17 protein-coding genes are annotated in these 16,991 nt (G+C 38.3%); 9 read left to right on the top strand and 8 right to left on the bottom strand.

What is annotated here, in order from left to right; genetic code table 11:
• Positions 1-3 precede the first annotated feature (3 nt).
• Positions 4-918: a LysR family transcriptional regulator gene (locus A6E03_RS08780; protein WP_083190338.1), complete on the top strand. Its 915-nt coding sequence runs from the start codon at positions 4-6 to the stop codon at positions 916-918.
• An 85-nt stretch (positions 919-1,003) separates the two neighbouring features.
• Here the strand turns inward: A6E03_RS08780 and A6E03_RS08775 are convergent, their stop codons facing one another.
• Together A6E03_RS08775 and A6E03_RS08770 are read right to left on the bottom strand one after the other, a co-directional pair.
• Positions 1,004-2,698 carry an alkaline phosphatase family protein gene (locus tag A6E03_RS08775; protein WP_065591241.1) on the bottom strand — a complete coding sequence of 565 codons (1,695 nt, stop codon included), beginning with the start codon at positions 2,696-2,698 and terminating at the stop codon, positions 1,004-1,006.
• A gap of 30 nt (positions 2,699-2,728) precedes the next feature.
• Positions 2,729-3,514: an SUMF1/EgtB/PvdO family nonheme iron enzyme gene (locus tag A6E03_RS08770; RefSeq protein WP_255310619.1), complete on the bottom strand. Its 786-nt coding sequence runs from the start codon at positions 3,512-3,514 to the stop codon at positions 2,729-2,731.
• 205 nt (positions 3,515-3,719) lie between these two features.
• On the opposite strand from A6E03_RS08770, the gene A6E03_RS08765 reads away from it, so the two are divergent.
• Together A6E03_RS08765 and A6E03_RS08760 are read left to right on the top strand one after the other, a co-directional pair.
• Complete coding sequence (locus tag A6E03_RS08765) at positions 3,720-5,039, top strand: anaerobic sulfatase maturase (protein ID WP_065591239.1); 1,320 nt, start codon at positions 3,720-3,722, stop codon at positions 5,037-5,039.
• A 121-nt stretch (positions 5,040-5,160) separates the two neighbouring features.
• Positions 5,161-6,189, top strand: coding sequence for a lipopolysaccharide assembly protein LapB (locus A6E03_RS08760; protein WP_255310614.1), 1,029 nt, complete (start codon positions 5,161-5,163; stop codon positions 6,187-6,189).
• A 79-nt stretch (positions 6,190-6,268) separates the two neighbouring features.
• Here A6E03_RS08760 and A6E03_RS08755 read toward each other — a convergent pair whose 3' ends face one another.
• Positions 6,269-7,651 carry an MATE family efflux transporter gene (locus tag A6E03_RS08755; RefSeq protein ID WP_065591238.1) on the bottom strand — a complete coding sequence of 461 codons (1,383 nt, stop codon included), beginning with the start codon at positions 7,649-7,651 and terminating at the stop codon, positions 6,269-6,271.
• Between the two features lie 257 nt (positions 7,652-7,908).
• On the opposite strand from A6E03_RS08755, the gene A6E03_RS08750 reads away from it, so the two are divergent.
• Positions 7,909-8,523, top strand: a complete 615-nt coding sequence (locus A6E03_RS08750) for a riboflavin synthase (protein WP_065591237.1) — start codon at positions 7,909-7,911, stop codon at positions 8,521-8,523.
• A 3-nt stretch (positions 8,524-8,526) separates the two neighbouring features.
• On the opposite strand, the gene A6E03_RS08745 is transcribed toward A6E03_RS08750, so the two are convergent.
• Positions 8,527-8,727 carry a CPXCG motif-containing cysteine-rich protein gene (locus A6E03_RS08745; protein ID WP_255310618.1) on the bottom strand — a complete coding sequence of 67 codons (201 nt, stop codon included), beginning with the start codon at positions 8,725-8,727 and terminating at the stop codon, positions 8,527-8,529.
• A 234-nt stretch (positions 8,728-8,961) separates the two neighbouring features.
• Entirely contained in the window at positions 8,962-9,831 is an 870-nt protein-coding gene (locus A6E03_RS08740; RefSeq protein WP_065600649.1) for a fructosamine kinase family protein, read from the bottom strand.
• A 268-nt stretch (positions 9,832-10,099) separates the two neighbouring features.
• Here A6E03_RS08740 and A6E03_RS08735 point away from each other — a divergent pair, with 268 nt between their 5' ends.
• Entirely contained in the window at positions 10,100-10,435 is a 336-nt protein-coding gene (locus A6E03_RS08735) for a DUF3802 family protein (protein WP_065591234.1), read from the top strand.
• A gap of 77 nt (positions 10,436-10,512) precedes the next feature.
• On the opposite strand, the gene A6E03_RS08730 is transcribed toward A6E03_RS08735, so the two are convergent.
• Positions 10,513-10,992, bottom strand: coding sequence for a C40 family peptidase (locus A6E03_RS08730; RefSeq protein ID WP_065591233.1), 480 nt, complete (start codon positions 10,990-10,992; stop codon positions 10,513-10,515).
• Positions 10,993-11,330: 338 nt separating this feature from the next.
• Here A6E03_RS08730 and A6E03_RS08725 point away from each other — a divergent pair, with 338 nt between their 5' ends.
• Together A6E03_RS08725 and A6E03_RS08720 are read left to right on the top strand one after the other, a co-directional pair.
• On the top strand, positions 11,331-12,923 hold the full coding sequence (locus tag A6E03_RS08725; RefSeq protein WP_065600648.1) for an AbgT family transporter: 1,593 nt from the start codon (positions 11,331-11,333) through the stop codon (positions 12,921-12,923).
• Positions 12,924-13,091: 168 nt separating this feature from the next.
• Complete coding sequence (locus A6E03_RS08720) at positions 13,092-13,787, top strand: pseudouridine synthase (RefSeq protein WP_065600697.1); 696 nt, start codon at positions 13,092-13,094, stop codon at positions 13,785-13,787.
• Positions 13,788-13,822: 35 nt separating this feature from the next.
• Here the strand turns inward: A6E03_RS08720 and A6E03_RS08715 are convergent, their stop codons facing one another.
• Complete coding sequence (locus A6E03_RS08715) at positions 13,823-14,626, bottom strand: sterol desaturase family protein (RefSeq protein WP_065591231.1); 804 nt, start codon at positions 14,624-14,626, stop codon at positions 13,823-13,825.
• Positions 14,627-14,712: 86 nt separating this feature from the next.
• Between A6E03_RS08715 and A6E03_RS08710 the strand changes: the two genes are divergently transcribed.
• Both A6E03_RS08710 and nagK read left to right on the top strand, forming a co-directional pair.
• Complete coding sequence (locus tag A6E03_RS08710; protein ID WP_065600647.1) at positions 14,713-15,441, top strand: tRNA-uridine aminocarboxypropyltransferase; 729 nt, start codon at positions 14,713-14,715, stop codon at positions 15,439-15,441.
• 139 nt (positions 15,442-15,580) lie between these two features.
• Complete coding sequence (gene nagK / locus A6E03_RS08705) at positions 15,581-16,492, top strand: N-acetylglucosamine kinase (RefSeq protein ID WP_065600646.1); 912 nt, start codon at positions 15,581-15,583, stop codon at positions 16,490-16,492.
• A gap of 124 nt (positions 16,493-16,616) precedes the next feature.
• On the opposite strand, the gene A6E03_RS08700 is transcribed toward nagK, so the two are convergent.
• Positions 16,617-16,949 (bottom strand): PBPRA1643 family SWIM/SEC-C metal-binding motif protein, encoded by a 333-nt coding sequence (locus tag A6E03_RS08700; protein ID WP_065600645.1) that lies wholly within the window; start codon positions 16,947-16,949, stop codon positions 16,617-16,619.
• Positions 16,950-16,991: the final 42 nt, after the last annotated feature.

The raw sequence follows: 16,991 nt of genomic DNA, 5'->3' as shown, positions 1-16,991 counted from the left end.
ATAATGAAAAGTACAGAACTCAATTTAATTCCAATCTTTGTTGCTATTTATGAAGAAAAAAATCTGTCTAAAGCCGCGGCAAGGATGAGTATTAGTCAGCCCGCTGTAAGTAAAGCGTTAAAACGACTTCGTGAAATTTATGATGATCCACTTTTTTATCGAAATACATCAGGGGTAGAACCAACGGTGTTCTCCTCTGATATTTATCCTGCGATGTCAGCGGCGCTTAAAAACTTTACGTCAACGCTATCTGCATCGAGAGAGTTTGATCCAAAAACATCGAATCGTATTTTTTCTATTGCAGTCGTTTCTACAGTAAGTTATTCGCTTGTTCCGAAATTAGTTAAGCAAATAAGAACGGTTGCTCCTAATATTTCATTGGAAGTCCACCCTCAATTTACTGAAGATCTTGAGGCTGATTTACGCTTACAACGATACGACCTTGTGATTGATATGGCAATAAGGGGCCGTTCGCTCTTAAAATCAGAAGTCATTTATTCTGAAAAACTAAAAGTGGTGTGCGGTAAAAGTCACCCACGCATAGGTGATACGATTTCCCTTGAAGAGTTTTTAAAAGAAGAACACGTTGCGGCTTCTCGTTGGCATAGCCGTAGCAGCTTGCTTAATGCTGAAGATATAGGTGAATTGGATGCTCGTAATATTGTGATACGAGCCGCAGGGGCTTTTGAAATGATGCCAATTATCGCTTCAACGGAAATGATTGGTATTTTGCCACAATCATCGATTGATGATTTAGGGGCATATTATAACTTAAAGTCGATGGACCTTCCTTTTGGCCAGCATCAACATGATTTATGTTCTATTTGGCATCCAAGCAGAACGTCAGAAAGTGGACATCGTTGGTTACGTCAGCAGATTCAAAAGGCTGTGAAATCAGAACTTACTCTTAGTCCCTAGAATTAACTATATTTTGGGTAAAATACGAATAAAAAAGCAGCGTTAGATTTCTCTACGCTGCTTTTTTGTTGGTGCAAGTTTATACTTAATTGTCAAAAACTTCGGTTAAGATCTTTCCTGTTGCCCCACTTGGTTGAGTTATCCCTAAGATACTTGATAGGGTTGGCGCAATATCATATGGCGTTACTTCTCGACTGACTTTTTGGTCATCAATATTGTATCCTGCGAAAATGATCGGTACATAGGTATCATAACGCCATGGGGAACCATGAGTTGATGCGATAGTTAACCCATCCATATCATTGATAAAGTTACGAGGTTCATAAACCACATACACATCACCAGAGCGAAGCGGGTGGTAGTTGTTTTTCACCAATTGCATCGTGTGAGTCTTTGGAACTTGATTTTTATCTATGTCAGAACTTGTGACTGCATATGCAATCCCTTTAATTTTTAGCAGCTCTTTGGCAACGGTTTTTTGTACTTCTTCAAGGGAGGCTCCCTTTTTCTTAATTACGTCATGATTTAAGTAAATATAAGGCTGAGCGTATAAGCGTATCGCGTCTTCACCTAATCCAAACTCTGTTTTTAAACGGGTTAATAGTTGAGGAGAGATTAGTTTTTTCTGATCAAAGAGTGCAGGTTGCTGAGCGCCTAATGCATTGACTACCGCAGGTGCTTCGGGCGCACCGTGGTCGGCAGACAGTACAATCAGAGTGTTTTCTAACCCAACGTGCTCGTCGACATTTTTCAACAGCTTTGTAATGGTTTTATCCAACCTAATTAAGTTGTCTTCCGCTTCTAAACTTGTAGGGCCATACATGTGGATCACGTAATCATTTGCTGAAAAGCTGACGGCTAAATAATCAGTAAACTTTCCTTTTCCTAAGTTTTCTTTTTTAAGTAAGGTACTCGCAAAATTCTCAGTTAATTCATCACCCGCAGGGCTTAATGTCAGCATGGTACTGTAATATTTATAACTTGCAGGGCCGTATGGGTGAGGGAAAGTACGTTTAAAGCCCGCTAAATCGACTTTATAATCCGTGTTGCCTTCTTTTAAGGTGTATTTTTCAGGAGGAAGAGATAACTCCCAACGTTTCCCTGAATATTGATTAGGTAGCTTTTTTTCATTCCATGTGGTTACCCATTGAGGGTATTCGTCATAGTAGTAATTGCTGGTAACGAATTCTGATTCTGCTTTTGAAAACCAGAAGGCTTTGCCTGAATGCCCCCCAAGAGAAATAGCGCCTCTGTCTTTAACTGAAACCGAAAATATTTTTGATTCGCCGTTGCTTGAAATCGCAAGTTCATCGCTAAATGTGGTGGCTAAAATAGGATCAGGAGAGCGACCATCTTCTGTTGCAACTTTTTGTGTAGGGTCAATCTCGGTAGATTTATTTACCCCAGCCCCCGAAGTTAGCATGCTGTAATTGCCATCTTCAACGTTATATACCAAACGTTCTTTGTTTCGGTCGTACCACACGTTTCCTACCATGCCATGGACACTAGGCGGCGCTCCTGTTGCAAGTGATACGTGTCCGACAATGGTTTCCGTATTGCCATGTTGAAAATACGCATTGGTGTAATAAGTGCCATCGTCCATGAGATAGCGAAAACCACCATCCCCAAAGTTTGCTTTGTAGCGTTCGAGTAGATCGCCTCTGAGCGCATCAACCGTAATTTGTAATACGAGCTTTGGTTTGCTCTCGGCTGAGACTGAAGTCATTGGCACTATAAGCACGCCAGCTAACGTCATATAATGTAATGTTTTACTTTTCATTATTTGCTTCCTTGCTAAAGTTAAACGGGGTTATTTTATATCTTTTACTAAACGTAGGCCCATATCAGCCATAATGATGGATTGACTTGCAAAATCTCGGCGGTAATTTTCTGATTCGTTTGCATTATAAGAAAAACTACTACCACGCACCGATTTATGCGCTAAACCACTCGCTTCATTACGTGCATTGTTTGGATTGTCTTTTGGTGAATAACGATAAAAATTAGCATCATAAGCATCACTCACAAACTCACCAACATTTCCTGTCATGTCATATAAGCCTAGTTCATTGGGCTGTTTCATTCCAACGGGATGAGCTTGATTATTGGCATTTTGTGAATACCATGCGACATCATCAATGTTATTTGATCCACTGTAAGCATAACCTTTACTTTCATTCCCACCACGAGCAGCATATTCCCACTCAGCTTCAGTTGGTAAACGATACGTTTCACCTGTCATTTCATTTAGCTTTTCAATAAAGAAGTTTGCTTGTTGCCAACTTAAATTATTTACTGGGATATTTGGTGATTGGAAATAACTCATTGATGAGCCCATAACGGCTTCAAAAATTTCTTGGGTTACTTCAAATTTAGAAATGTAAAACCCATTAACCGTGACTGGGTGCGCTGGTTTTTCTGCTTTTTTAGCTTCAGGAGCATCAGACCCCATTACATATTCACCGGGGTCAACTCGCACCATATTGTTATCTATTTTTAAGGCGATGGGGTGAGGGGGTGTACTCGCGCATCCGACTAATGCGGAGCTAAGAATAATCGTGGTGAGTAATGTTTTTGTATTGCTTAAAAAAGACACTCTAAACATGATGCTCTCTACAGTAATGATTAAGTATTTATTATATAGTGAAAACACTTTCTAAAATGGAATAACGTATATAACTAATTCGTTTGTTCTTTTTGTTTATTATGAGGTTAGAACTTATCTTTGCCGCGTCTCTGGGTGGAGAAGCATTTGCTTAGTTAGTTCTTTTTTTGAATATATTTAAGTTATAGGAATCAATATGATTATTACTCAAGGTCCTCAATTTCAAGGTAAGGCATCAAAGCGATTGCATGTTATGGCAAAGCCAATTGGGGCTGTATGTAATATTGATTGCACTTATTGTTATTACTTGAGTAAAGAAGATTTACTTGAATATAAAAAAGGCTGTTCGCCGCAAATGGACGACGAAACTCTTGAAATCTATATTCGTCAATATATTGAAGGCCAGAATACACCGGAGATTATCTTTTCATGGCAAGGCGGAGAGCCGACTTTACTGGGGTTAGAATACTTTGAAAAAATTGTTCATTTTCAAAAAAAATACCAGCCTGATGGGATCGTAATTTCAAATGATTTGCAAACCAATGGTACGTTATTAACGGATAAATGGTGTGAGTTTTTAGCTGAGAATAATTTTCTCGTCGGTTTAAGTATTGATGGGCCTGAGTTATTACATAATGCATATCGTACAAATAAAGCCGGTCGCGGTACGTTTAATCAAGTAATGAAAGCGGTGGATTTATTACATAAGCATAACGTGAAATTTGCGACGTTAACCTGTGTAAATAACCTAACCAGTCGTAACCCTCTAGAAGTTTACCGATTCTTACGTGATGTAGTTAAATCGCCTCAAATGCAATTTATTCCTATCGTAGAGCAAAAAACATTCAGAACCGTTGCGCCACAAACAGAACAAATAACAGCGCAGTTACGTCAAGGCGACAAACGTTTAATTCCTGGTAATAAAGAATCCATTATGGAACCGTGGTGTGTATCAGACGAAGCGTGGGGTAATTTCTTAATTGCAGTGTTTGATGAATGGGCACAACATGATTTAGGTAAAGTGTTTGTTCAATACTTTGAAGCCAGTGTTGAAACGTGGATGGGGCGTAAAAATCCATTATGTACACTCGGTGAGATTTGTGGGAAAGGGTTAGCAATGGAACATAACGGTGATGTGTTTTCTTGTGACCATTATGTCTATCCTGAATATAAAATTGGCAACATTCATGAGCAAGAATTAGATGAACTGGCATACAGTAGAAAGCAGCAAGAATTTGGCTTTGCTAAAGCGAAAACCCTAACAACGCAATGTCAGAAGTGTGAATATAAATTTGCCTGCCATGGAGAGTGTCCTAAAAACCGTTTTATTAAAACTCGTGATGGCGAACCTGGCTTGAATTATTTATGTGCTGGTTGGTACAAATTCTTCGCTCATGCCGATAAATCCATTGCATACATTCTTAAAATGCTAGGTAACCCGGTGCAACAAGGAAAGTACAGCGATGCTAAGGTAATGGAAGCTCAGAGAGCCGCTATTTTTCCGACCAAATTTTAAAGTGTGCTCCTAAATAATGATTATTTATTACCAATCTAACAGGGCATCTAGTTAGGGTGCTTTAGCTACCTGCTTAGGTTGGTATGATTGAAAAAGTGAATGAAGAAATTGGGGGGTGTTTGTGAATAATGCAGTAAAAAAATATGCAGCAATTGGGTTAGTGAGTTTATTAGGTTTTTCGATGCCATCTTATGCAGCAGAAGGGGCTGAACCTGTTAATCAGGCGCAAAAATTAAGTCCTGAACAACAATTAGCTTATACCGCTCAAAATAAAAATGAGAGTGTAGAAAAAAGAGCCGACGCCTTACGTCAACTCGCACGTTACCCAAATCAAAATAGCCTAGTGGCTGTTGCTAGAGGCTTGAAAGAAAGCGATCCACAGTTACGTGAGGCGGCGATTATTGGGTCAGACTTATATCAGTTTGAATATCGTTGGCGCATGATTTCCCCTTTACTAACGGATTCAGACTTAACCGTTCGTATGACTGCGACGACTAATTTATTGCGCGAATACAGTGCGATGACGGCAGAGCAGCAACAGCAAATAGAACAACCTTACAATGAAGTGGTTGTTTATCTTTCTGAACAACTGGAAGAGCCGAAAAATACAGATTCTCAATTGTTATTAGCCGACGTTTACCGTTGGCATAAAGAATGGAAAAAAGCAGATTCTTTATATCAGCCTTTAGTTAAAAATTCGCCTAACAATAGTCAAGCATGGTTAAATTTATCGGATAATTACCGTGCGCAGAATAAAGATATAGAGGCGTTAGAGGTATTAAATAAAGGCATCGCTCAATTACCCAAAGAGGCAAGTTTATATTACTCAAAGGCCTTGACTCAGGTTCGTCTAAACCAAAAAGAAAGTGCGGCTAACGCGATAAAAATAGCAGCAACATTGGCTGAAAACAATAGCTACTATTGGTATTTAACCGGTGTGTTACAAGAAAATATTGATATAGATTTTGCGACGGAGTCACTAGAGAAAGCATACCTGATTTCGGGTTCTCCAGAGCAATTATACGCCGTGTGTGATATTTATGTTCGTCATGGTAATGAAAAAGCAGACGCTTGCTTGGTAGAACTGGCGAAGATAGCTCCAGAATATGTCATTACACAATTGAAAGAAAAGCAAACACAATCAAAATAGTCCATGGCATAAAAAGTTATGTTATAAAAAAAGCCCAAGACCTAATGCCTTGGGCTTTTTAATTTATAGCGTTTTTGAATTAATGCATAATTTGCAGTTCATCAACTTCCATATTAATGTGTGTTGGATTTTTATGTAACCAGCGTAAGCGTATACTTAATAGTACGGCTGATGTAGTTAACCCACCAATAAAGCCAAACCAGAAACCGTAAACGCCCATTGGTTCAACAATCCAATCTGTCATGCCTAGAATATAACCCGCAGGCAAACCCACAATCCAATAAGAGACAAAGGTACGCTTAAAGATCGCATTCATGTCTTTATAACCACGAAGTGCGCCAGCAGCAACGACTTGTACAGCATCTGTACATTGGTAAATCGCAGCAAGTAGCATCAAGCTAACAGCAAGTTCGACAACTTCTTTGTTATCTGAATATAAGTACGCAATTTGCTCACGGAATATCAGCGTTAAAACGGCCGTGCAGCATGCCATTAATAAACCAAAGGCAAGACCACAGAAACTAGCAATTCTTGCGCCTTCAAGATTGTTTTCACCTAATTGGTGGCCAACACGGATACTAACCGCAATGGCGATGCTCATTGGTACCATAAAGATCAATGAAGAGAAATTAATGGCGACTTGGTGAGCAGCAACAACGATAGAACCTAATGGTGAAACCAATAGGGCAACGGCCGCAAATAGGGTGACTTCAAAGAAGATAGAAAGAGCAACAGGTAAACCTAGTTTGAACAAACGGTAGATCTCTTTAGTTTGTGGTTTGCTCCAGTTTTCATATAAGTTTACGCGGCGTAATTTTGGTGCGATAAACGTATAAATAACCATTGTGATGAACATTAGCCAGTACACAATCGCAGTTGCTACACCACAACCTACGCCACCAAGAGCAGGAGCTCCCATTTCGCCATAGACAAACATCCAGTTTAATGGAATATTTGCAGCAAGACCGATAAAACCAATGATCATCGCTGGCGTTGTTAGAGATAACCCTTCACAGAAGCTACGTAATGCTTGGAAGAGTAAAAAGGCAGGAGCCGCCCATAAAACAGCGTGTAAGTACCCTTGTGTTTTTGCAAAAAGTTCAGGCTCTACATCCATGGCTGCAATGATAAACCCTGCATTGTAAAGGATAAGCATAATAGGGATAGAAACTATTAGGGCTAAATAAATACCTTGATGGATCTCAAAAGGAACTTTTTTTGATTTTCCTGAGCCATTTAATTGCGCAACAACGGGAACAAGTGCCATTAATAAGCCAACACCAAATAATACTGATGGAAGCCAAACACTTGCAGCAATAGCTACGGCAGCCATGTCGGTTGCACTTACGCCACCAGCCATAACTGTGTCCACAAAACCCATGCCTGTTTGAGCAACACTAGCAATAAGGACTGGAGTGGATAATTTTATTAATCGAACGATTTCTTTCTGGTATCTGTGCACTACGTCACCGTATAAATATATATGTAAATAAGGATTATAACTGTCGATTCATTATTACGATGGTCGTCGTAATAAGAATAAAAAAGGTCTGATTGAGTGCTTTAAACAGAGAAACTGTTAAAGGTAAGCAGTAAGTCGACAGTATATAGAAGTCATGGCACTTCACAAAAGGAAATATTAGACGTATGGTGGATATTTTTTAAGAAGTAAGTAATATTACTCTTGAATTATTTGCATTACACTTATTGGAGACGCGGATGTTTACTGGGATTGTAGCTACTACGGCAAAAGTTATTGAGATCATTAAAAAAGAGAGTTTTCAAACTCATGTCATTGAGATCCCAACACCTTACCAGCAAAACTTAGAGATTGGTGCATCTGTTGCTCATAATGGTTGCTGTCTGACGGTGACTAAAGTGGATGGTAACCATGTTTGGTTTGATTTAATTGAAGAAACATTGCGTTTAACTAATCTTGGCTTACTTGACGCTGGACAACTGATCAATATAGAACGTGCCGCTCGTTTTGGTGATGAGATTGGGGGGCATTCAATGTCTGGTCATATCGTCGGTGTAATGACGGTACGTCAAATTAATAAAACAGAAGAAAACTGCCAAATTTGGTTTGATGTACCGAATGAGTGGTCTAAGTACATTTTACATAAAGGTTATGTTGGTGTTGATGGGATCAGTTTAACCGTTGGTGATGTTGATGAATGCGGTTTTAATGTGAACCTAATTCCTGAAACCTTAGAAAGAACAAATTTAAGTCAACGCAGTATTGGCGATAAAATTAATTTAGAAATAGATCCGCAAACACAAGCAATTGTAGATACTGTGGAACGTGTGCTAGCGAATCAAAATAAAGCATAAATGTTAAAACAACCCGTCTTCAACGCTATCAAAAGTTAAGTTAACTGATTGATTTGACGGGTTAACGACCATTTTCATTTCAATGGCACGATGACAAGATGGACAGTCATCATAGATTTGTTGACTCGACTGATTTTCAGCGATAACTAACCCAATTGTGTATTGGCAGTTGGGGCATTTAATATCCTTCTTTATGTAATTCATCACAATAACTCCTTATTTATATCGGGTGAATACTATTCACTTTAAATTGTAGTTAATTCAAAGTGAGTCACTTTGTCTAAAATGTAGAATTTAAAAGAGACAACGATGTAATACGTAAATAATAAGAAAAAGAGTTCGTTTTTGAAGTGAATTAAGTGAAAAAGTAGATCAATGGTTAATTTATGAAATTGTTACAATGATAAGGTAGACATTCATCTACCTTATCAACCTGCTTTATTTTTGATTTAGATTTAATTTATCAATAAGTTGTTCGGCGTGAAACATATACTCTCCACCAAACATAGTGCAATGATTAAGTATATGGTAGAGGCTATATAGGTGTTGACGGGTTTCAAATCCTTCAGAAATAGGGGAGATAGATTCATAACCTTCAAAAAAGCTGTCTTGAAATCCCCCAAATAATTCTGCCATCGCAAGATCGCATTCAGGATCACCCCAATAAGATGCGGGATCGTAACTGATTGGGCCTTTTACGCTTAATGCAATATTTCCATGCCAAAAATCACCATGCAATAATGCAGGTTTTGGTTGGTGATTGTGTAAAATACGTTTTGTATTTTGAACGAGTGTTTTTATATCACCCAATTCCATGCCTTTTTCATGCAATAATTGCAATTGCCATCCGATACGTTGCTCTGCAAAAAAACAATCCCATCTTCTATGCCATGTATTTACTTGTAATACATTACCTAAATAGTTATCGCAATCAAATCCGTATTCTAGTTGGTCTCCCCATAAATGATGGTTTGCCAAGCTGACACCAAGGTCAAACGAAGTGGGTGGACTCATCGGTTTAGTTGGTAGAAAGTTCAGTACTAAAAAAGAGTGGTCTTTTGTGGTTCCGACATGAAGAGGAGATGGCACAAACATATGGTCTGATTGGTCAAGTTGATTCAGGCTTTCTACCTCCGTTTCAAAAATAGGAAGTTCTGCCCGTTCATTCACTTTAACGAAGTAACGTTGGTTTCCATCACTGATCATATAGCAATCATTAATCTCACCACCATTGACCGTTTCACGTTCAGAAATGATAAAAGGGCGCCCAGTTACATCAGAGATTTGTTTTGCGATAGCTTGCCACATAATTACCTCTCTTTAATTATCTGAAAAATTACTTAATTAAGAATAGTGTATTCTTAATAAATATCTGTGAACTAAGGCTAAAAATTACGCGGATTTTTAAGGAATCAGGTAAATGATTGAGTTTAAAGGTCTGAAAGCGTTAGATTTAGGTTGTCAATATAAATGGAAAGTATTTGAGAGTTATTCTCTATTTTGATAAATTAACGTTAAGAGCTTATATAAAATAAGCATTTATCATTATTATGAACCATTACAGAACGGACAGATTATGATTGTCAATACAGAGGGTTACCATGCACTTATTGAATATCTTACCGAACATTTAGTTATTTTTGCTAATCAGCAAGGTGATACGGGAGATGAAACGGTAGAAGATATCGTAAATGATTTAGTTGCTTCTAACTTAATGGTCGTATTTCAGCAAAATCCTGAGTTGGATGCCGATGTTAGATTTACGTTATTGCGTGAAGCTGATGCTGTAGTGGATGATTTAGGGGAAGTACTTGCTGGTGCTTGGGTTCAAAAAGCAACCAATGAACAAGTTATGTTTTTAGATGATTATATTGGTCTTATTAAAAACTTATTCGATAGTGCATTTAAATAACGTAAAGCTATTGTACTTGTAAAGCCAAGTAAAATAAGAGACACATCGCTATTATTTTACTTGGTTAATTTTCCTTCCTATAACACTCGTCTTACTTGCCAAAATGCTTTTTTCCAATAAGGGTTATCTAAACTGGAAATGATTACCCCTTTTGAGGTTGATGCGTGCATAAATTCTCGATGACCAATATACACACCAACATGCCTTACTTTTACGCTGGTTTTAAAGAAAACAAGATCCCCTTTTTTTGCGTCAGCTAATGGGATTTTGATGCCTTTCGACGCTTGATATTCAGTGGTTCTAGGTAATGATAGCTGATGAAGACTGACAAGTGCATCTTGAGTAAAGGCGGAGCAATCAACGCCGGTCTTAGTCGACCCACCGTATTTATAAGGGACGCCTTGCCACTCTTGATAATAGCTTTGATAGTCATCTGATTGTGATAATTGTGGGTGTTTAGCTTTAATCTCTTGTTTAGTTAATTGTGACGATGGGGGTGAAGAGGCACAGCCAAATAAACTGAGTAGTACAAAAATATAGACAGACTGGCGAATCATAATCAACCCTAGATGATAAAAACAATATGACTATTTTTACCGATTATAGATAGAGAAAGCAATATCAATGCTAACTTGATGAAATAATCATTCATATTGTAATTAATTATCGGGATATCTTGATTTAAAGTGTTAGTTTTAAATATATTTCTGGCTATAAAATCTACAAGAGAAACATTTTGTGACATTTTGAACTATTAATGAATTTTACAATCATGTAACCTTTGCGTGAATTTTGGATGTACTTACTTTTAACTCATGTGCTCATTATTTAACTATTTGTTCGATAATAGTGTGTGGGATTATAAAAAAGGTAAGACAAAAACAAGGAGTTACAGATGAGTTCGTCTGCATCGCAACAACAGAACCAACAACAGCCAAAAAGGCCGTTGTTCACACGTTTTCTTGATTCAGTAGAATATTTAGGAAACCTATTACCACACCCAATTACTCTGTTTGCAATCTTTTGTGTGGCAATTTTAGTTTCATCAGGCATTGCTGGCTACTTTGAACTATCAGTAATGGACCCTCGCCCAGAAGGGGCAAAAGGCCGAGCCGCTGATGGTATGATCCACGTGGTTAGCCTTTTCAATGCTGAAGGTTTACAGCTTATCGTTACTAACCTAGTGAAAAACTTTGTCGGTTTTGCACCATTAGGTACGGTTCTTGTTGCAATGCTTGGTGTTGCAATCGCTGAGCATTCAGGCATGTTATCTGCTGCAATGCGCGGCATGGTAATGGGCGCGTCTAAGCGTATGGTTACAGTAACGGTTGTATTTGCAGGTATTATTTCAAATACAGCATCTGAGCTTGGTTACGTAGTACTTATTCCATTAGCTGCAATGCTTTTCCACTCACTAGGTCGTCACCCGTTAGCAGGTCTTGCGGCGGCGTTTGCTGGTGTATCAGGTGGTTATTCTGCAAACCTTCTAATCGGTACGGTTGATCCACTGCTTTCTGGTATTACAGAAACAGCAGCACAAATGATTGACCCAACTTATACAGTAGGCCCTGAAGCAAACTGGTACTTCATGTTTGTTTCTACATTCTTTATCGCAATCACTGGTGCTTTTGTAACAGAGAAAATTGTTGAGCCAAAACTTGGTAAATATAATGATGAAGAAGCGTCAGAAGATTTATCAAACGATAAGATGGGTAAGCTGACTGCACTTGAGAAGAAAGGTCTTAAATTTGCAGGTCTTGCTGTTCTTGTTGTGAGTGCATTACTTGCATGGACGATTGTTCCTGAAGATGGCGTATTACGTTCAGCGACAGGTACGGTTGCAGGCTCTCCATTCTTGAAAAGTATTGTGGCATTCATCTTTGTATTCTTCGCGGTTCCTGGCTTTGTTTACGGTAAAATTACTGGTTCAATGAAGAATGATCGTGATGTAATCAATGCAATGGCAACATCAATGTCTTCAATGGGCATGTATATTGTTCTTGTGTTCTTTGCTGCACAGTTTGTTGCTTTCTTTAAGTGGACTAACTTTGGTCAAGTGATAGCAGTAGGTGGGGCGAGTTTCCTACAAGATATCGGCCTTACTGGCCCTATGTTGTTTTTCGCATTTATCTTAATGTGTGGCTTCATTAACTTAATGATCGGCTCTGCATCTGCACAGTGGGCAGTAACCGCACCAATCTTTGTTCCAATGTTAATGCTAGTAGGTTACGCACCAGAGACAATTCAAGCAGCTTACCGTATTGGTGATTCAACAACGAACATCATCACTCCAATGATGAGCTACTTCGGTCTTATCCTTGCGGTAGCGACACGTTACATGAAGAACCTAGGTATCGGTACACTGATTGCAACCATGCTTCCATACTCAATGGTGTTCATGTTTGGTTGGAGTATCTTGTTCTACCTATGGGTATTCGTATTCGGCTTACCAGTAGGTCCAGGTGCGGCAACATTCTACACGCCATAGTAGGCAATAGAATAAGTACTTAGTCCTGAATATATAATTAGCTCTAAGCATATAAATAAAAAGGCGATCTTCGGGTCGCCTTTTTTGATCGTTCGTTTTTGTAATGCGATTGCTTATTTGAATAGAGCAAGGATAATGACGTTATGATGAGTGGTAATGTGTGGTCCTATGCGTCTTGATAAGTTTATTTGTAAAAGTACAGAACTAACGAAAACCCAAGCGGTTGAGTTGATTGTTGAGGGAAGGGTAAAAGTAAATAGTGACACTGTCACATTAGAGTCAACTCAAGTTCATGAGAATAATGACATTACTCTTGATGGAAAAGAGTTAGTCGCTCGACCTTTCCGTTATCTGTTAATGAATAAGCCAGCCGATACTATTTGCTCGAATATTGATGAAGTTTATCCCTCTTTGTTTAATTACATCAATGAAGGGAATAATGCAGAGCTTCATATTGCAGGGCGCTTAGATGCAGATACGACAGGGTTAGTGTTAATTACCGATGATGGCCGTTGGTCTTACAATATTATTACTCCAGCGAAGAAGTGTGAAAAAGTGTATCGAGTAGGTTTACGTAAACCCATAATAGAGACTGAGAGTGTGATTGAGCAATTTGCACTAGGTCTTCAGTTACAAGGTGAGGTAGAGCTTACTCGTCCTGCGCAATTAGACATAGTTGCACCACAGGAAGCACTGCTGACAATTACCGAAGGAAAGTTTCATCAAGTAAAGCGCATGTTTTCAGCCATTGGTAATAAAGTAATTTCTTTGCATCGAGAAAAAATTGGAGAAATAAGCTTAGATGTTGGCGTTGGTGAATGGCGTTATTTAAGTGAGGATGAAGTGAAGTCATTCATAAAGTAAAATAATGAGGTGTTATAAACACCTCATTATAAAGTCTATTTCTTTCTAAATGGTTGAGTAAGCATTTTATCTAATCGTTGCTCTTTCTCACTTCTAAATCGACCCAATCCAATTTTCATTTCTTCATGGCCATCTCGTGGCTTTACTAAATATGTTTTACCGAAGTGATCCCAAATCGATAAAAAGAACCCATAATTATTATGCATTTCAGAAATATGAACGGAATGATGAACTCGATGAAAATCAGGTGTAACCACCAATACTCGCACATAGCGATCTAACCACTTTGGAATAAAGAGATTACTGTGATTAAACATCGCGCTTACGTTTAAAATAATTTCAAATAAAATGACCGCTTCAACAGGAATACCTAACAATCCAATGGCTGCAATTTTAATTAACATAGAGAAAATGATTTCAATAGGATGAAAGCGTGTGCCTGTAGTGACATCAATATCCTGATCGGAATGGTGCATTCGATGTAAGCGCCATAACAAAGGAACACGATGAAATGCACGATGTTGCCAGTAGATCAGCCAATCCAATAACAAAATGGATAAGAGTCCTGTTAGGAAAGGAGGGGGCGGTAAGTAGTTAAATAATCCCCATTGTTCTTGCTCTGCGATCAACGCGGCATCAACCGCCAGTAAGGGCAGTGTAAGACGAAGAATTAAGCTGTTAAAAAAGACCAATCCAATATTACTGAACCACCGTGTGGATTTTTGTTGAGTTAAGGATTTTCGTGGCCATTTGTATTCGGCTAAGGCAAAAATAGTGAATGCAATGATAAAAAAGCCAAGGCGGATCGTATCACTTTGTTCAATCCAGTTATTTTCCATAAGGAATTCTCTTGTAGAACTTGTTATTACCGACACTGTAAGTAAAATGCGTTTTTTTTTCCATATAAAAAACTTGGTTATTGTAAATGCGTATTCATTCTGTTCATCAATTATACAAAGAAAGATTAGCTCGCTCCACAAAACCCTTTAATGCGCGTGGTGGCAATGTGGACCGTTGTGAATTTTGCCAGGTACGTAAAGATTATTGTATTTGTGAATATCAACCTAACACCACATCAACAGCGGCTTTTTTATTGATTATGTTTGATACTGAAGTGTTAAAACCAAGTAATACAGGAAAATTAATTGCCGATATAGTTCCTGATACTCATGCCTACCTATGGTCTCGTACTGAACCAAATTCAGAGATGCTAGCGCTACTGCAAGATGAATCATACCAACCGTTTGTTATTTTCCCTGAAGAGCTGATTGAGAATAAAGACCTAGTCACTAATGATATAGTGGTTGGAGAGGGTAAAACACCGTTGTTTATTCTTCTTGATGGCAGTTGGCGTGAAGCGGGACGTATGTATCGTAAAAGTCCATATTTACATCACTTACCTGTATTGTCATTTAATCGTGAACATCTTTCTAATTACATCATGCGTAAAGCAACAAAAGACCATCAATTAGCAACTGCGGAAGTCGCCAGTTTAGTGTTGGATTTATTCGGTGAAAAAGAGAATGCTCAGCATCTTGAGTGTTGGTTTAATTTATTTCGAGAGCATTACCTTTACAGTAAACGTCCAGTAAAAGGTGAAGAAAGAGGAATGGGCTTAAAACGCTTGATTGAATTTCGTACAGATCTGAAATAAAGCAACGAAATCTAGTATCACTTTGAGGTTAATCTCACACTAAAAACCAATGAATATCGTTTAGGTCACAGTCTGTATTTATAAAAATTAGGTAAAATAACACCATAAAAATTTAAATAGATTAGGACAAGGATACCTTATGTACTACGGTTTTGATGTGGGTGGCACAAAGATTGAATTTGGTGCGTTTAATGAAAAGCTTGAGCGTGTTGCTACTGAACGCATTCCAACGCAAACAGAAGATTACGCCTTATTGGTTGATGACATCGCGGGTTTAATTGCGAAATACGATGCTGAGTTTGGTGTTGAAGGTAAAGTCGGTTTGGGTATTCCAGGAATGGAAGATGCCGAGACAGGTGCTTTATTAACAAGTAATGTTCCTGCTGCTAAAGGTCAATTTTTACGTAAAGACTTAGAAGCAAAAATTGGTCGTTCAGTAAAAATTGATAACGACGCGAACTGTTTTGCATTATCAGAAGCCTGGGATGAAGAGTTAAAAGATTCTCCATCAGTGATGGGCCTAATTCTAGGTACTGGCTTTGGTGGCGGTTTAATTTTTGATGGTAAAGCATTCTCTGGTTATAGCCATGTAGCTGGTGAGTTAGGTCATTCGCGTTTACCAATTGATGCATGGTTCCATTTAGGTGAGAACGCACCTCTATTAGGCTGTGGTTGTGGTAATAAAGGCTGTTTAGATAGCTACCTTTCTGGTCGTGGTTTTGAGCTACTTTATACTCATTATTACGGTGAAGAGAAAAAAGCAATTGATATCATTAAAGCAAATGAAGCTGGGGAAGCGAATGCTGTAGAGCATGTTGAACGCTTCATGGAGCTATTAGCTATTTGTTTTGCTAATCTATTTACTTGTTTTGACCCACATGTGGTTGCACTAGGTGGTGGTTTATCAAACTTTGAATTGATTTATGAAGAACTACCAAAGCGTCTACCAAAACACTTACTGTCGGTTGCTCGTGTCCCTCGTATTATTAAAGCGAAGCATGGTGATTCTGGCGGTGTTCGTGGTGCGGCGTTCTTAAATATTAAAGACTAATTTCGACTCGATATTTAGAATAGAAAATGCAGATATAAAAAGAGCCTCATGCTATTTGTTATTAACAACAGATAAGCAGAGGCTCTTTTTTTTCAGTACAATTAGTTACATTGTTAACTAACGATTAAGCACAACATTTTTTGTATTTTTTACCACTACCACAAGGACATGCTTCATTGCGGTTAGGTGTTTTTTCAAAGCGAGTTGTTTTAGGCTTGTTTAATACACCATCAAGCTCAAGAATATTTTCTTCTTTTTCAGCATTAATTTCGATGTTTGCGAATAAGTTGTGCTCAGTAATCTGCGCTTCAATTTCAACTTTACGTTCTTCTGTTTGAACAACTAAAGTTAGTGGTGCTTCTTCAGTACCTAACTTAACGTCACGCTTAGTGTTAAAACCAGATTTAACGTGGTTTTGACGAGTTTCGATACGACCTTTGAAGAACATTTTAGACATCTTGGAGCCTTATAATTTTTGAACACAGTATTTTAGCCACTT

The sequence above is a fragment of the Aliivibrio sp. 1S128 genome (assembly GCF_001691065.1).
Lineage (GTDB): Bacteria > Pseudomonadota > Gammaproteobacteria > Enterobacterales > Vibrionaceae > Aliivibrio.
Note: the sequence above shows the minus strand (reverse complement) of the source record. Positions and strands in the feature narration are given on the sequence as shown.

Coding starts and splice junctions, on each gene's coding strand:
- A6E03_RS08780 (WP_083190338.1), top strand. CDS start 4: ATGAAAAGTACAGAACTCAATTTAATTCCAATCTTTGTTGCTATTTAT.
- A6E03_RS08775 (WP_065591241.1), bottom strand. CDS start 2,698: ATGAAAAGTAAAACATTACATTATATGACGTTAGCTGGCGTGCTTATA.
- A6E03_RS08765 (WP_065591239.1), top strand. CDS start 3,720: ATGATTATTACTCAAGGTCCTCAATTTCAAGGTAAGGCATCAAAGCGA.
- A6E03_RS08750 (WP_065591237.1), top strand. CDS start 7,909: ATGTTTACTGGGATTGTAGCTACTACGGCAAAAGTTATTGAGATCATT.
- A6E03_RS08745 (WP_255310618.1), bottom strand. CDS start 8,727: ATGAATTACATAAAGAAGGATATTAAATGCCCCAACTGCCAATACACA.
- A6E03_RS08740 (WP_065600649.1), bottom strand. CDS start 9,831: ATGTGGCAAGCTATCGCAAAACAAATCTCTGATGTAACTGGGCGCCCT.
- A6E03_RS08735 (WP_065591234.1), top strand. CDS start 10,100: ATGATTGTCAATACAGAGGGTTACCATGCACTTATTGAATATCTTACC.
- A6E03_RS08730 (WP_065591233.1), bottom strand. CDS start 10,992: ATGATTCGCCAGTCTGTCTATATTTTTGTACTACTCAGTTTATTTGGC.
- A6E03_RS08725 (WP_065600648.1), top strand. CDS start 11,331: ATGAGTTCGTCTGCATCGCAACAACAGAACCAACAACAGCCAAAAAGG.
- A6E03_RS08720 (WP_065600697.1), top strand. CDS start 13,092: ATGCGTCTTGATAAGTTTATTTGTAAAAGTACAGAACTAACGAAAACC.
- A6E03_RS08715 (WP_065591231.1), bottom strand. CDS start 14,626: ATGGAAAATAACTGGATTGAACAAAGTGATACGATCCGCCTTGGCTTT.
- A6E03_RS08710 (WP_065600647.1), top strand. CDS start 14,713: ATGCGTATTCATTCTGTTCATCAATTATACAAAGAAAGATTAGCTCGC.
- nagK (WP_065600646.1), top strand. CDS start 15,581: ATGTACTACGGTTTTGATGTGGGTGGCACAAAGATTGAATTTGGTGCG.
- A6E03_RS08700 (WP_065600645.1), bottom strand. CDS start 16,949: ATGTCTAAAATGTTCTTCAAAGGTCGTATCGAAACTCGTCAAAACCAC.